Raw genomic sequence first — 14,174 nt, 5'->3', positions numbered from 1 at the left:
GTGCTTTATTAGAGTAGCCGCCATGATAAACAGCGGGACAAGATGGTCCCGCAGAGGGAGAAAACATGAGCATTGCACAACGCATTCACGCGCTGCTGGAGCAGGATCCCGGCGCTCATCCGTCCACCCTGGCGGCCCAGCTTGCCATCAGCGAATGGGAGGTGGTTCGCCATCTGCCCTCCGAGCTGGTGACCCTGCTACCCGCCGATCGCGCACAAGGTCTGCTGGAAGATCTGGCCGACTGGGGCCCGGTGACCACCATCGTCGAATCAGAAGGTTCCATCTTCGAGGTCAAAGCCCCCTTCCCGAAAGGCAAGGACGCACGCGGCTACTACAACCTGATGGGCCGCGACGGTGAGCTGCATGGTCACCTCAAACTCGACAACGTGGCGGGGATTGCGCTGGTCAGCAAGCTGTTCATGGGCAAGGAGGGGCACTCCTTCCAGTTCTTCGGTCACTCCGGCCGCTGTATTTTCAAGGTCTATCTGGGTCGCGACGAGAAACGCCAGCTGCTGGCCGATCAGGTCACCCGTTTCATGGCGCTGCGCCACAACTCTCAAGAGGAAGTCAAAGCATGAGTGAACGTCAGGAGCGTCTGCAGAACCGCCTGCAACCGGAGATCCGCGAGTTTCGCGACAGCTGCCGTACCCTGCAGCTCGCCACCGTCGATGGTGAAGGCAATCCCAATGCCAGCTATGCCCCGTTCGTGCTGCAGGAAGATGGCTACTATGTGCTGATCTCCGAGATCGCCCGCCACGCCCGCAACCTGCAACAGGTGCCCCGGGTATCCTTGATGCTGATCGAGGATGAGAGCGGTGCCCGCGAGCTGTTTGCCCGCAAGCGCTTGACCTTCGATGCGGTGGCTGAAGTCGTTGCCCGTGACGACGCTCGCTGGAGCAAGGCGGTTGCAGCGCTGGAGGGGCGTTTTGGCGAGATCATCAAGGGTCTCTCCAACCTCAAGGATTTCAAACTGTTCCGCCTCAAGCCGGAGCAGGGGCTGTTCGTCAAGGGCTTCGGCCAGGCGTTCGCGGTCTCCGGTGACGAGCTGGTGGATTTCGTCCATCTGGTGGAGGGGCACAAGCGCATCGACAACGGTGCCGAGCTCACCAGCCCGGCCGATGCGCCGGTCTGATAATCCCTGTCGACCACAACAGCCGTCATAACAAAACGGGCAGCCACTGGGCTGCCCGTTTTTATTGCGTTATCTCATCCGGCCTGTTCAATCCTGCCAGCTGGCCTTGTTGGGAAAAGCGCGACGATCGGCGTCGGTGGCCGTTTCGTTGCACTCTCCCCGCACCTTCCAGGAGGTCTGGCTCAGCACTATGTAGCCCTGGCGGCAATACTGCTTGGTCGCCAAGGTTTCGGTCAGCAGATTCTCCTGTAACGCCTCCCGCTGTTCCAGCAGCCGCTGGCTCTGGGCCGCCGAGAGGCCGCGCGGCAAGGTGTCGTTGGGCGCAGCTTCAAAGGTGAACCGCTTGCTCCCCTCCTCGTTGATGTGGGTCAGAAACAGGGGTTCCGGCCCGTCATACTTCTGTCCGGGCAAGCTGGAGCAGGCCGACAGCAGGGGAACAATCAACAACAGGGTGGCAGACAACAGGCGCACGACAGACTCCAGTGAGAAACGAAGCGAGGCTCGCAGATTAGCACGGCTGCAGGGCGGGTGTTACTGCCAGCAGCTCGTCGGTGGTGAGCAGGGTCACACTGCGCCCCTCCGGCAGGCTGAGGTGGCGCCACATCCAGTGATGGTGCTCGGTGATCTGGGCTGCGCTCAGGTGGGGGCGATCAGCGGTGGTGTGACCATCGCTTAATACCAGCACCTCGTACCCATGGGAGGCGGCACTGCGCACCGTGGTATCGACGCAAAAATCGGTGGCGCAGCCACAGAGAATGAGTCGATCGACCGGCTGCTCGGCCAGCAGGAAGGCAAGCTCGGTATCGAGAAAGCTGTCACAGGCAGTCTTGCGCACCCGACTATCTCCTTTGGCCGGTTGCAGCGCACTGTGCAACTGCCAACCCGGTGTGCCCGGTTCCAGTTCGGTACCGGGGGGCGAGTCATGCTGGATATAGATGACCCGTCCCTGTTGCTGCCTGACATGGGCCGCAGCCCGATTGATATTGGCCAGCACCTGCTCCTGGCGGTAACGGGGCTCGTTGAACAAGCCTTGCTGCACATCGATGATCAGTAACACATCCATATTTTACCCGCCGTTTCCTGGAAGATTAGGGTTGCAGCCACTGGCTGCAGTCACGACTGCGGGATTGATGCAGCGCGCCCATATCTTGCTTCATCTCGTCACTGTTTTGCCAGCGCTTAGGCAGCGGCATGATGGTTACCTGCACATCGGCTGCGGGATCTGTAACAGAGGTCTCATCTGTACGGGGCACGACCAGCGCTACCTTGAGTGCCGGATTGCGGCTGGCGATGCGACTGGCGAGCCCAAGCCCCCCCTCGACGTGGAAATTGCCGGCGATATGCATGATCTGCTGGCCCGGGTGCTTGGCGAGATAATCCACCATGCTCTCGGCCATGGTGTCATCCCAACTGGTCTGGGCGGCGAAGCGGCGGGCGTTGCTGTCGGCATCGCCGTGGTGCATGGAAGCCATAAATTTCTGGCGATAGGGATCATCCCCCAGCGTCAGCTGGCGGGCCAGCTGGCTGCGACGTGTGGCGGGCAGTTTGTCGAGCCACTCAGCCCCCTCCTGACCGACACAGCTCACCAGGGGCTTGGGGGCGTTGGCGGCGATCACCAGCATCTGGTGCGCTTTGGCAAACTCCACCAGCGGGCGGTAGTCGCTCGGATAGTTGGGCCAGGCGTTGCCTTCGCGGATCAAGGCCGCTTCACCAATCTGGTTCGCCAGATAGGCATCCAGCGTCTTCTGATCGGCGCGGCTGAACTGCTCCATGGAGAGGGCCAATGGCCGACCGTGCTGCTGACCTGCGGTGTAGAGCCCGCTCAGCAGGCGCGATTGCAACAGATGCACGGCGGGATGGCTGTGCAGCTCACCCACCAGAATGATGTCGGCGTCGGCAATGCGCGCGATTGCTTGCTCCAGCGTCAGGTCTGCGTCTCCCTCGCTGCTTAGCCGGTAGTCATAGAGCGTCTGCAACTGTGATGACTGGGTCGGTTGGGTGGGGGTGGCACAGGCTGCCAGTAGCAGCGGCAGGGCGAGCAGGGGAAGTCGTCTAATCATGGGATCTCACGGCTGATATGCCCGGATGCCGGTGCATCTCGGGGGGCTAATAGAGAATAAGGGCAACACAGGGCGACAGTGTAAAACCAATTTGGCTCAAAACAAATGAGAATGATTTCGTTTCTTGTTGATCTTTGTCAGGAGCCGGGTAATATGCGGCCTGTTTGATAACAGTTCTCAATAAGGATTCGCTGTGACCCATCATAACGCACTCTCTCTGGTTGCCCTCGCCGTGGCAGCCGGTCTCTCTTCCCAGGTCTTTGCTGCCACCCAGAAGGCGGATGAAGTCGTGGTCGTCAGCGGCTCACGGATGGAGCAAAAACTGGAAGATGTCTCCGGCCCCATCTCGGTGATCACCGCCAAGCAGATTGAAGAGCAGGTCGTCACCAACGTTGCCGACCTGTTCCGCTACGAACCCGGTGTGACCGTGAATGGCGGTAGCCATAATGCTACTGATGGTCAAACCTTCTCATTGCGTGGTATGGGTGGAAATCGCGTCAAAGTGGTGAGCGATGGTGTTCGTCAAAACGATGCTTATAGCGAAGGTGGTGTAGGACAGAACTACTTCGATACTGACATGATCAAGCAGGTTGAAATTGTTAAAGGACCTGCTTCAACTGCGTATGGCTCGGATGCTATTGGTGGGGTTATTGCAATTACGACCAAAGATGCATCGGATTTTTTGCGTAATAAAAACAGCTATGTTGATGTGACCAGTGGTTATGCATCCGAAAATGGTCAATGGATGGGCGGTTTTACAACCGCATTGCGTACCGGTGATTTTGAGCATCTATTACGCTATACAGAGCGTAATGGCGGCGTCAAACAGAACTATAAATCAAGTTTGTATGACTTTGATATTGTTGACCGTTCCGTTCTGCTCAAAAGCAAATGGTATATATCAGCAGTACAGCAGGCGCAGCTGACATTTGATTATTACGATCAAGATAAAGAATCCGATCCGTTTGATAACGCTAAAGATTTGAGACTGAAAGATGAGAAAAGTGAAAACTATCGCATCATGCTGGATCACCAGCTTAAAGTAAGCTCACTGCTCACAGATCGAGTTTCTTCGAAGGTTTACATCAGTAAATTTGACCAGAGCAATAATAAAAACACTGGTAATACAATAAAAGGAAGTTCAGAGCATAATACGTTTTTACAAGACGCCTTGGGTGCACAGCTACAGTTTGACAAGCGTTTGGGGGCAAACAGCATTGTTTGGGGTCTTGAGTATGAAAAATCAACCACAGAACGTGAGAAGACGAAAACCAGTTACCCGAGTGGCGCAATAGCGAACCGAAGCCCATTCCCAGATAGCGATACGCGGCGTGCTGCAGTGTGGTTTTTTGATAATATAGCGGTTAATGATAAATGGCAGCTAACTCCGGGCATGCGGTATGATCATTATGAACTGCAAGCTACTTCCAGTAACGGTAAATCATCATTTGGAGAGATCAAGGAAGGTGAACTATCTCCAAAGCTTGGCCTTGTATATAAGGCCCATGAGCTGGCAAATATATATGCGCAATATAGCCATGGTTTCAGGGCTCCTACATATAGTGAGTCTTTAGCATCTGATAGTTATAGTGTGCCAGGTTTTACTCATGTCTTTATCCCTAACTCTGACTTACGTCCAGAAAGTAGTGATGGTATTGATCTCGGGGCTCGCGGCCAGTCAGATACAATTGACTATGATATTTCTGTGTTCAGGGCAAAATATAAAGATTTTATTGATACAGAAAACACATCATCCTTTGGTCGTACAGGTATGACAATGGTGACTAAGTATGTCAACAAGGATAAAGTCAATACCAATGGAGCTGAGTTGAAACTTGGTTACTGGTTCGATGATGATATATATACTTGGGGTGCTCTGTCATACATCAACGGAAAAGATCAAAATGGGAACTACATTAACTCTCTGAACCCTTTGAGTGGAAATATCGGTGTGCGTTTTGAACAAGCGCTCTGGAATTTCAATACCGCGCTTCGCTTTGCTGATGATATGGATAAGGTCGGTAAGGATGAAAACGGTAAGGAGTTTATGAAGTCAGCTGGTTGGGTGGCGGTGGATATGTATGCCCAGTTTAATCCTTTGCCTGAGTTGCAACTCAACGTTGGGGTCTTCAATCTGTTTGATCGGGAATACACCACATATAATCGTCTCGCAGGGAAAGATGCCGCTGCAGATGTCAGTACCTTTACCGAACCGGGCCGCAACCTGAGTGCTCGGGTCAAATACGTATTCTAAAAAGACAACACACGCAGTGATCTCGGGCTGTTGCCCGCACCGGATCCCCGCCCTGACAGGCGGGGATTTTTTATACATGTAGCCAGGTGTGAGGTGACCCGGTCACACCATGTTATTCATTGGCTTCGCCTTTTTCTTTGTGTTGGTGAGATATTATGCTATTCGATTCATTGTTAATGACATTTAGTAATTCTTTACAATGGGTGTGCCTCGCTTTTGACTTCGACATCGAACTTTTTCCTCGACACCGCCGACGCTCTTGAGCTGATTACCCGCTTCAATGAGGCCTCTGACGAGCAGACCATAGTGGCCCTGCTGCGTACCCTTAGCCAGCAGATGGGTTTTGACCACTTCCGGCTGGGATTCATCTTTCCCAGTTCGATTCAGCGTCCTGATGTGAGGATTTTCAACGGCTGTCCTGCCGAATGGGTGCAGACCTATGACAAAAAGCGTTTCTTTGCGGTAGATCCCGTTGTGCGCAAAGGAATGAAGCAGAGCACCCCCATCCTCTGGGCCAACCTGATCACCGAGTGTTGCGATCTGCAGGACGTCGCTGGGTTGGAAGTGATGCTGCAGGCACAAGAGATGGGGCTGCGCGACGGGATCACGATTCCCTGGCACGGGCCGAATGGCCATGTTGGCTTGCTGTCATTGATCACTCGTACGCCACGAACCGAACATCAGTGGCTGACGGCTATTCCCTTTTTAAGCTGGCTGGCGGTGCATGTCTTCGAGGCGGTGACCCGTGTTTGTCTTGCCGTGAAGCTTTCTCAGGAAGATCTGACGCTACGGGAGCTGGAGGTGTGCCAATGGGCCGCCGAAGGCAAGCAAGTGAGCGATATTGCCCAGATCCTGGGGATCAAGCCCAGAACTGTCACTTTTCATCTTGAGCGGATCGCGGAGAAGCTGGGGGCAAGCAGCAAAAATCAGGCGATATCCTGGGCACTGATGCAGGGGATTGTCAGGCTGAACATTGACACGGCACAAATCGAAAATGTGGATGATAACAGTGCATGATGCTACCTAACGCAAAAACTTGCTCATCAAGTAGATGAAATTACTGAAAAGGTCAGTTTTGCCAGTGAGTGTGATGATATTGCGCAACTTATTGCACCCATGTGCGTTGAGCGAGAACAGGTGGAGTGTAATTGTTTGATAAATAAGGAATAAAAAAAGTGGCATGGTCGCTGCTAAAGGTTGGTCGAGTGCTATCTCGTTTAACCAATCTATTTAGGAGCATACACATGCCAACTCCATGTTATATCAGCATCGAAGGTAAAACCCAGGGCAATATCACCGCAGGTGCCTTCACCTCCGATTCCGTCGGCAACATCTTCGTACAAGGCCACGAAGACGAGATGCTGGTACAAGAGTTCCAGCACGTCGTCACCGTCCCGACCGACCCGCAATCCGGTCAGCCTGCCGGTCAGCGTGTCCACAAGCCGTTCAAGTTCACCGTGGCGCTGAACAAAGCCGTACCGCTGATGTATAACGCACTGGCGTCCGGCGAGATGCTGCCGAAAGTGACCCTGAAGTGGTACCGCACCTCCGTTGAAGGCAAGCAGGAGCACTTCTTCTCTACCGTGCTGACCGATGCCACCATCGTTGACATCGACTGCCAGATGCCCCACTGCCAGGACCCGGCGAAGTCTGACTTTACCCAGCTTATCCAGGTCTCCATGGCTTATCGCAAGATTGACTGGGAGCACACCGTTGCCGGTACTTCCGGTGCGGACGACTGGCGCGCGCCCATCGAGGCGTAAGCCTTGCTTCGGTACTTTGGTATTCCTTGTAAGTAGTAATGTGTCTTTGAGCCGGTTGTTCAACCGGCTTCTTGTACTGTGCATTTTCTCCAGCCTGGCCAACGGGTTGGCTGGAGCTTTTCTGTTTTGCCATCCCCCTGCCGGGGTTTGATGCCCTGCTGGTGAGTGCGGAGGGATGGCAAAGCACTAAAGGGTGTCCTGTGATGCAGACCCGACCCGCTCGTAACCTGTTAACCCCCTTATCTTTGGTGGCCCTTGCGGCACCGGAGAGGGCGGTAGCGTGGCTGCGCGGTGAGGGCGTGAGTGGGCGCGAGAGTAGGGAAGGGCTCAGGCACTGCTTGGCCGTGACAAGAGGGGAAAGCCATGGCTAATCAAACCGGATTGCAATTTACCGTCAAGGTGGGGGCGTTGCCCGAGAGCACCTTCGTGGTGGCCAGTTTCCAGCTGGATGAGGGGCTGAACCGGCTGTTCAACTTGCAGCTGGAGTTGGCGAGTAGCCAGCCCGATGTCGACTTTGGCGCCGTGCTGGACCAGCCCTGTGAGCTGCTGGTGTGGTACAACGGTGAGCTGCAACGCCGGGTATGCGGCGTAGTGAGCGAGTTTGCTCAAGGGGACAGTGGCTTTCGCCGCACCCGTTACAGTCTGGAGGTGAAACCGGCCTTGTGGCGATTGGGATTGCGCCAGAACTCCCGCATTTTTCAGGCGCAAAAGCCCGATGAAATCCTCTCTATTTTGCTGCAAGAGCATGGCATCACCGATTACGCCTTTGCGCTCAAGAATGAGCACGCCCAGCGCGAATACTGCGTGCAGTACCGCGAGACCGACCTCGACTTCCTCAATCGCCTCGCAGCCGAAGAGGGGCTGTTCTACTTCCACGAGTTTGAAGCAGGCAAGCACCGCATCGTCTTTGCTGACGATGCGGCAGCCCTGACCGCGGGCCCCGAGCTCTTCTTCAACCTCGGCAACCGTTCGCTGGAACAGGGCCCTTACGTGCGCCAGTTCCACTACCGCGAGGCGGTGCGCCCCTCGGATGTGGAGCTGAAAGACTACAGCTTCAAGACGCCGGCCTATGGTCTCTCCCATAAAAAGCAGGGTGCAGAACTCGAGCATCAGCGCGATACCTATCAGCACTTTGACTACCCGGGCCGCTACAAGCAGGACCCGAGCGGCAAGGCGTTTGCCCAACACCGGCTCGATGCGCTGCGCAACGACGCGGTGGCGGGCAGTGGCAAGTCCAATAGTTCGGCGTTGCTGCCGGGACAGTTCTTCTCGCTCACCGAACACCCCAACAGCGTCCTCAACACCGACTGGCAAATTGTGCGTATCCGCCATACAGGTGAACAGCCGCAGGCGCTGGAGGAAGAGGGTGGCAGCGGCCCGACTGTCTACCACAACGAATTTGGCGTAGTGAAAGCGAGCACTACCTGGCGTGCCCGCATCGGCAGCCCCGAGGCACCTTACAAGCCGATGGTGGACGGCCCGCAAATCGCGATAGTGGTCGGCCCCGAGGGGGAGGAGATTTACTGCGACGAGCACGGCCGGGTCAAACTGCAATTCCCGTGGGACAGATATGGCAGCGCCAACGACCAGAGCTCCTGCTGGGTACGGGTGAGCCAGGGCTGGGCCGGTGGCCAGTACGGCATGATGGCGATTCCGCGCATCGGCCATGAGGTTATCGTCTCATTCCTCGAAGGTGACCCCGACCAGCCTATCGTGACCGGCCGTACCTATCACGCAACCAACCGGCCACCGTATGAACTGCCGGCCAACAAGACCCGCACCGTGCTGCGCACCGAAACCCACAAGGGCGAGGGCTTTAACGAGCTGCGCTTTGAAGACCAGGCTGGGCAGGAAGAGATTTACATTCACGGTCAGAAAGACCTGAATGTACTCATCGAGAACGATGCCGCTTGGCATATCAAACACGACCAGCACACCGATATCGACAATGAGCGGGTCACCCGCATCAGAAAGGTGCCGGGCAAGGATGGTGCTCCGCCCAGCCTCGGCAATGACCACCTGACAGTTGAAGGTGAAAAACGCGACCACATCAAGGCGGACTATTCGCTGACAGTTGATACCTCCCTGCATCAGAAGCTAGGCCAATCTCTCTTGGTGGAAGCGGGTGAAGAGGTGCATATCAAGGTGGGTGACAAGCTGGTGCTGGAGGCGGGCTCCGAGATCACTCTCAAGGGCGGCGGTAGTTTTGTGAAAGTTGACCCGAGTGGCATCAAGCTGGTCGGCCCTGCCATCAAGCTCAATGCCGGCGGCAGCCCGGGAGCAGGCTCTGGCTGGGCTGGTCAGGCTCCCGTTATTCCCAAAGGGGTTGAGGTGGTCAAAGCTCCTGAACTGGTTGAACTGGTTGAACTGGTCAAGGCGATTGCCACCGAGAAGGCTATGGAGGCGCTCTTGAAAGAAGAGAAGCCCGCTGCGTTCTATCTCTTTTCTGAATAAGGAGAAAGCATGAAGTTTGCATTTCCCATCCTCACTGCCAAAGGTGAAGAATTCAAGGATGTCAAAGCGCTGACGGCACTTATTAATGGCGAAAAATCCGGTCATTATCTCCTTGGCAATCACAACAAATGGCACGGTGGTATTCATATCAGCGACCAGTGCGCCCCCTGGTGCAAGGATAAATATCCTGTCCGAGCCATTGCTGACGGCAAAGTCGTGGCTTTTCGGATGATGAAGGATTATCTGACCTCTGAATTTCAGGGGGAGTCACTGCGTTATTCCAACTGCTTCTGCCTGGTCCAACACGAATATTGTGAAATCAATGCAGAAACAAAAGCTAAAAACGAGTTCACCTTTTATTCGCTCTATATGCACCTGTTGCCTTGGGATAAGTACCAAAGTACCGAGAAGCTGGTGTTGAAAAAGGGTTGGAATGCTCGCAATTCTGTTCCCCATGCGAATCCTGATGCAGAGCAGCAGCGTGCCGATGCTGCCTTGCCCCGTTTCACTTTGCCTAAGGATACCGAACTGGAGATGGATAGCAGCATTCCCCCCAAAAAGGGGAGTGTTGGGGGCAAGGAGTATGATTTCATCAAGGTAAAGATCAAGAGCAAGCTGTCCAATGCCCAGATAAAAGAGGCTGAAAAGACTGGTGTATTGGTCAGTGAAGGAAGTTCAGTCTGGATCGCCAATAGCCCAGATGCCGTGACCTTTATCAAGCCCAATGTGCCAACCTGGCTATTCGATCAGATAGATGCAGAGCTATTGAAGGATATGGCTGGGCGTGCAGATCCTGTCTTGGATGATAAAAGTGGTCGCTTGATGGCTGGCAGTGGCAATGTCTCACTGCCAGCTGGCACCAAGTTGCAGTATGATGCCCACCAACTCGAATTCCATTGGATTGGTGATAAAGCGCGCAAGATGGCCAGATGCAAATATGTCATGCCGAGTGGGAGTGACGCTCAGGGGAATTGTGGTCTCGCCTGGGTGTGCGTTGAAGATGAATTTATCAAAGCTAAAAGGCTTCCCCCTTCCCATCTCGACGAGCTATATGTGCTGCCATCTCCCGTGATAATTGCTGCGGGTGAAACCATAGGCTATCTCGGCTTGGTGGAAACACCGGGGTCCCTGATTGGGGGCAAACAGAGCAAGCATCAGGTTCATCTTGAGGTGTTTACTCAAGATCCCCGTCTGGACGATGTTCTGGCCAACAAGGCGGGAACGAAAGGTGGTGCAATCTATGCCAAAGTGCCTGCCGATTTGATCCTCCATGAGAAGAAGAGTGAGGCAGGCAAATCCAAGTGGGTGGCAACCAAGGATAAAAGCAAGGAAGCGCTGGTTGAATCACCCAAGCTGGAAAAGGATGCTGCCAAGCAGGAGTGGATTTGTGTCTCATCAGATAAATATGTCAAGAAAGAGCAAGTTGAGTTATTGAGTCAGCATGACTGGTTGAAGATCGGTTTTAAAAAGGTCGATGGTAGTGGCTCCGACGGCTATCTGGATCCTGACGCGCCCTCCACCTTCTTTACCGAATTGGTAAAGAGTTTCGATAGTGATAAGAGTGGTAAGCTTAGTAGCGAAGAAATACAGGCTGCCCTGCAAAACAGCAGCAATGCTGAGCAACTTCACAAGCTTATCGTCAAGCACCCCAGCGAATGGTATGAAAAATCGTCAGCCAGTAGTTATCAATGGCTGGATAAACTTATGACCAAAATTGGTCTGCCTGATTTTGACCAGTTGGTGGATCATGAGAAACAGCGAATTGATAAGCTGGAGTGGATGCAGAGTGCAACTAAGTTAACACTTGAGAAAGATAGCTGGCACTTTTCGCCTGTCGGAATTATGGCGTTAGCAATAAAGGCCAGAAATGGGCACCCTAAAACATATATAGGTGATAATTTAAATGAAATTGAGTTTTTGTCTTTCTATAATGGTGAGGTAGTTGAAGAGTCAGATTATGTCAATGCTGCTGCTGAGCTTGGTTGTGAGGTAAATGCTATAAAAGCAGTAGCGTTAACTGAAACCGGTAGTACAGGCAGTTATTATAAGTTCTCAGATCAGGATGATGCAGTGCTTTCTATTTTGTTTGAAAGGCATAAATTTAGTAATATGACGAATGGGAAATATGATAAGTCTCACCCTGAAATATCTAACCCTGTGGGGGGCGGATATGGGAAATATAAAGTTCAGTATAGGAAACTTATGCTGGCCTACTCATTGGATAAGGATGCTGCACTAAAAGCAGCATCTTGGGGGAAGTTCCAGATATTAGGTTCCAACCACTTGAGTTCTGGATATAAAGATGTAAATGAATTCGTTAGTTCGCTCAGTAGTTCAGAAAAAAACCATCTTAAAGCTTTTGTTAATTTTATAAAATCTGATAATAGATTGCTCAAAGCTATTCGAGCAAAAGATTGGTTAGCATTTGCACTAGTGTACAATGGTCCTAGGCAGAAAGGATATGATATAAAAATGAAGGATAATTACAATGCGCTCTAATATTTATGTTTTCATGTTGCTTTATTTAATTTCAGCTTCTTCGTATAGCGGCGAAAACGTGTATTTTTCTTGTGAGACTGATAAAGGTGACGTTAAGTTATTCGTTGATGGAAATATATTGAATTATGAATTCTCGAAAGGTGATAAGACTGAGCTTTCTTATCACTCATTGGGAGATGATTTTAGTGGATTCAGTCATAATTATTACTATAGATACCAGACTGAATATGGAAAGGTTTCTTTCAGTAAAGGGAAATACAAGTATTCGATTTTTAGTAACTACGAAGGAAATGAAGAAATGTCAGGTGTAATAGTAACTATATCCGAAAAAGAATATAACATCCCTTGCAGAAAAATAATTAAAAACAAACTTGTTGATCTTATCCCTTTACTACAATGTGATAAAGAAGATGCATTGGGATGTTATCCTGAAAGATAATATCTTTAATATTTTTTTTCTGGTAAGATGTACAGATCTAGTTATTACCTGACACCGACCTCAAACCAGAGTCTTTTTTACGCCACTTTAGTATGCATTTCCTTTTAGGTTAGCTAGCTACCCTATTATTTGTGACGATGGTCAAATTATCCGCAAGGTTGGCCGTAGCAAAAAAAGAAACCCGCCATGGGCGGGTGGAAGGATTGCAACACTAACCAGGAGGAGGTGTTACCAGGTAGACCCCACCTCTTCGGTAATAGTTCAATTTTATTGGAGTTTTTTCGTTTTCTGCGCAGGGTTTCCATCGGGATCTGCGGGGGCGGATGGGTTATCATTCTGCTCCCGTCATCCGGTTGCAGAGGATCTATGCCCGCGTTCTCCTGGTTAGCGCTCTTTTTCGGCGCCTTCTATTTTGTCTACGGTGCTTACTTACCGTTCTGGTCGCTCTGGCTGGAGGGGGTGGGCGTCAGCGCCGAGATGATTGGTCTGCTGCTGGGGGCGGGGATGGCGATCCGCTTTGCCGGCAACCTGATGGTGATGGGGCAGATCAAGGGGGCGGGCCATCTGCTGCCGGTAACCCGATTGTTATCTCTGCTCAGTCTACTCGCCTTCCTTGGCTTCTATCTCAGCCATAACCTTTGGTGGCTGGTGGGCTTGACCCTGCTGGCGAATTTTATCTATCCGACCCTGATGCCGGTGGGGGAGGCGCTGGCGACCCGCATGGTGGTGCAGGCGCACCTCGATTACGGCAAGGTGCGGCTGTGCGGTTCGTTTGCCTTTATTGTCGCCTCGACGCTGGTGGGGGCACTGGTGGGCAACTTCGGTAGTGACTGGATTTTGCACACCATGGTGGCGGGGCTGGTGCTGATGCTGCTGCTCAGCTGGCTGCCGCTCTATCCGGCGCCACAGGATAGTCAGGGCGAGCGGGCCAAGGCCTCTTTGTTGGCAACCCTGCGCAGCGCACCGGTACGTCGTTTCTTGCTGCTGACCGCTCTGCTGCAGGGGAGCCACGCCGCCTATTACGGTTTCAGCGCCATCTACTGGAAGGCGCAAGGGTATAGCGGCACCATCATCGGCTATCTCTGGGCGCTCGGGGTGGTAGCGGAGATCTGCATGTTCGCCGCTGACAAGCGGTTCTTGCAGCGCTTTGGCGCCCAGAGCCTCTTTATTGCCGGTGCCATCGGTTGCGTGGTGCGCTGGGTATTGCTGGGTGCCTCGACCGAGTTGTGGGTGCTGGTGCTGGGGCAATTGCTCCACTCGGTGACGTTCGGCATGAGTCATCTGGGGGCGGTGCGTTTTATGACTCGCCAGCTGCCCGCCGAGCAGTTGATCCCGACTCAGGCGCTCTATGCGGCCCTCGGCCTCGGCATGACGGTGGCGGCCCTGATGGCACTTTGCGGCGTGCTGTTCGAGCCTCTCGGCGGCGGCATCTTCTTCCTGATGGTGCTGGTGGTCTTGCCGGTCTTCTTCCTGCGGCTGCGCCCCTTTGCGCCCTCTACGCAGGAGAGGGCTCCGGCCTGATATTTGTCTATTTGAATCATCACCTAACAAAAGGGAGAGCCACGGCTCTCCC

At 53.1% G+C, this 14,174-nt stretch carries 12 protein-coding genes; 9 read left to right on the top strand and 3 right to left on the bottom strand.

Annotation, left to right across the window (positions count from 1 at the left end):
* Window positions 1-65: 65 nt before the first annotated feature.
* Both hutX and hutZ read left to right on the top strand, forming a co-directional pair.
* Window positions 66-578, top strand: coding sequence for a heme utilization cystosolic carrier protein HutX (hutX, locus tag ACTG2B_RS16725; RefSeq protein WP_216961149.1), 513 nt, complete (start codon window positions 66-68; stop codon window positions 576-578).
* Complete coding sequence (gene hutZ, locus ACTG2B_RS16720; protein WP_005335257.1) at window positions 575-1,132, top strand: heme utilization protein HutZ; 558 nt, start codon at window positions 575-577, stop codon at window positions 1,130-1,132. The genes hutX and hutZ overlap by 4 nt, the downstream gene beginning before the upstream one ends.
* Window positions 1,133-1,219: 87 nt before the next feature.
* On the opposite strand, the gene ACTG2B_RS16715 is transcribed toward hutZ, so the two are convergent.
* The 3 genes from ACTG2B_RS16715 to ACTG2B_RS16705 are packed head-to-tail and all read right to left on the bottom strand — an operon-like array spanning window position 1,220 to window position 3,192.
* The gene (locus ACTG2B_RS16715; protein ID WP_005335256.1) at window positions 1,220-1,603 is read right to left on the bottom strand and encodes a hypothetical protein; all 384 of its coding nucleotides are present in this window, start codon (window positions 1,601-1,603) and stop codon (window positions 1,220-1,222) included.
* 37 nt (window positions 1,604-1,640) lie between these two features.
* Window positions 1,641-2,195, bottom strand: coding sequence for a cysteine hydrolase family protein (locus ACTG2B_RS16710; RefSeq protein ID WP_005335255.1), 555 nt, complete (start codon window positions 2,193-2,195; stop codon window positions 1,641-1,643).
* A gap of 25 nt (window positions 2,196-2,220) precedes the next feature.
* Window positions 2,221-3,192 carry a ChaN family lipoprotein gene (locus tag ACTG2B_RS16705; protein WP_439996465.1) on the bottom strand — a complete coding sequence of 324 codons (972 nt, stop codon included), beginning with the start codon at window positions 3,190-3,192 and terminating at the stop codon, window positions 2,221-2,223.
* Window positions 3,193-3,385: 193 nt separating this feature from the next.
* Between ACTG2B_RS16705 and ACTG2B_RS16700 the strand changes: the two genes are divergently transcribed.
* The 7 genes from ACTG2B_RS16700 to ACTG2B_RS16670 all read left to right on the top strand — a co-directional run bounded on the left by ACTG2B_RS16700 (window position 3,386) and on the right by ACTG2B_RS16670 (window position 14,122).
* The gene (locus tag ACTG2B_RS16700; RefSeq protein WP_439996464.1) at window positions 3,386-5,446 is read left to right on the top strand and encodes a TonB-dependent hemoglobin/transferrin/lactoferrin family receptor; all 2,061 of its coding nucleotides are present in this window, start codon (window positions 3,386-3,388) and stop codon (window positions 5,444-5,446) included.
* A 306-nt stretch (window positions 5,447-5,752) separates the two neighbouring features.
* The gene (locus ACTG2B_RS16695; RefSeq protein ID WP_429202735.1) at window positions 5,753-6,463 is read left to right on the top strand and encodes a LuxR family transcriptional regulator; all 711 of its coding nucleotides are present in this window, start codon (window positions 5,753-5,755) and stop codon (window positions 6,461-6,463) included.
* A 227-nt stretch (window positions 6,464-6,690) separates the two neighbouring features.
* Window positions 6,691-7,209 (top strand): type VI secretion system effector Hcp1, encoded by a 519-nt coding sequence (gene hcp1, locus ACTG2B_RS16690; protein ID WP_010634242.1) that lies wholly within the window; start codon window positions 6,691-6,693, stop codon window positions 7,207-7,209.
* Between the two features lie 363 nt (window positions 7,210-7,572).
* On the top strand, window positions 7,573-9,663 hold the full coding sequence (gene tssI / locus ACTG2B_RS16685) for a type VI secretion system tip protein TssI/VgrG (RefSeq protein WP_439996463.1): 2,091 nt from the start codon (window positions 7,573-7,575) through the stop codon (window positions 9,661-9,663).
* Between the two features lie 9 nt (window positions 9,664-9,672).
* Window positions 9,673-12,162: an N-acetylmuramidase family protein gene (locus tag ACTG2B_RS16680; protein ID WP_429203134.1), complete on the top strand. Its 2,490-nt coding sequence runs from the start codon at window positions 9,673-9,675 to the stop codon at window positions 12,160-12,162.
* Window positions 12,152-12,601, top strand: coding sequence for a hypothetical protein (locus tag ACTG2B_RS16675; RefSeq protein ID WP_346215784.1), 450 nt, complete (start codon window positions 12,152-12,154; stop codon window positions 12,599-12,601). The genes ACTG2B_RS16680 and ACTG2B_RS16675 overlap by 11 nt, the downstream gene beginning before the upstream one ends.
* A 366-nt stretch (window positions 12,602-12,967) precedes the next feature.
* Window positions 12,968-14,122 carry a 3-phenylpropionate MFS transporter gene (locus ACTG2B_RS16670; RefSeq protein WP_439996462.1) on the top strand — a complete coding sequence of 385 codons (1,155 nt, stop codon included), beginning with the start codon at window positions 12,968-12,970 and terminating at the stop codon, window positions 14,120-14,122.
* Window positions 14,123-14,174: the final 52 nt, after the last annotated feature.

The organism is Aeromonas sp. 30P (assembly GCF_051919805.1).
Lineage (GTDB): Bacteria > Pseudomonadota > Gammaproteobacteria > Enterobacterales > Aeromonadaceae > Aeromonas > Aeromonas veronii.
The sequence above is the reverse complement of the archived record's forward strand: the minus strand, read 5'-3'. Positions and strand labels throughout refer to the sequence as shown.

Bases quoted from the DNA above. Each gene is read 5' to 3' on its own strand.
- hutZ (WP_005335257.1), top strand. From the start codon at position 575: ATGAGTGAACGTCAGGAGCGTCTGCAGAACCGCCTGCAACCGGAGATC.
- ACTG2B_RS16705 (WP_439996465.1), bottom strand. From the start codon at position 3,192: ATGATTAGACGACTTCCCCTGCTCGCCCTGCCGCTGCTACTGGCAGCC.
- tssI (WP_439996463.1), top strand. From the start codon at position 7,573: ATGGCTAATCAAACCGGATTGCAATTTACCGTCAAGGTGGGGGCGTTG.
- ACTG2B_RS16710 (WP_005335255.1), bottom strand. From the start codon at position 2,195: ATGGATGTGTTACTGATCATCGATGTGCAGCAAGGCTTGTTCAACGAG.
- ACTG2B_RS16675 (WP_346215784.1), top strand. From the start codon at position 12,152: ATGCGCTCTAATATTTATGTTTTCATGTTGCTTTATTTAATTTCAGCT.
- hutX (WP_216961149.1), top strand. From the start codon at position 66: ATGAGCATTGCACAACGCATTCACGCGCTGCTGGAGCAGGATCCCGGC.
- hcp1 (WP_010634242.1), top strand. From the start codon at position 6,691: ATGCCAACTCCATGTTATATCAGCATCGAAGGTAAAACCCAGGGCAAT.
- ACTG2B_RS16670 (WP_439996462.1), top strand. From the start codon at position 12,968: ATGCCCGCGTTCTCCTGGTTAGCGCTCTTTTTCGGCGCCTTCTATTTT.
- ACTG2B_RS16680 (WP_429203134.1), top strand. From the start codon at position 9,673: ATGAAGTTTGCATTTCCCATCCTCACTGCCAAAGGTGAAGAATTCAAG.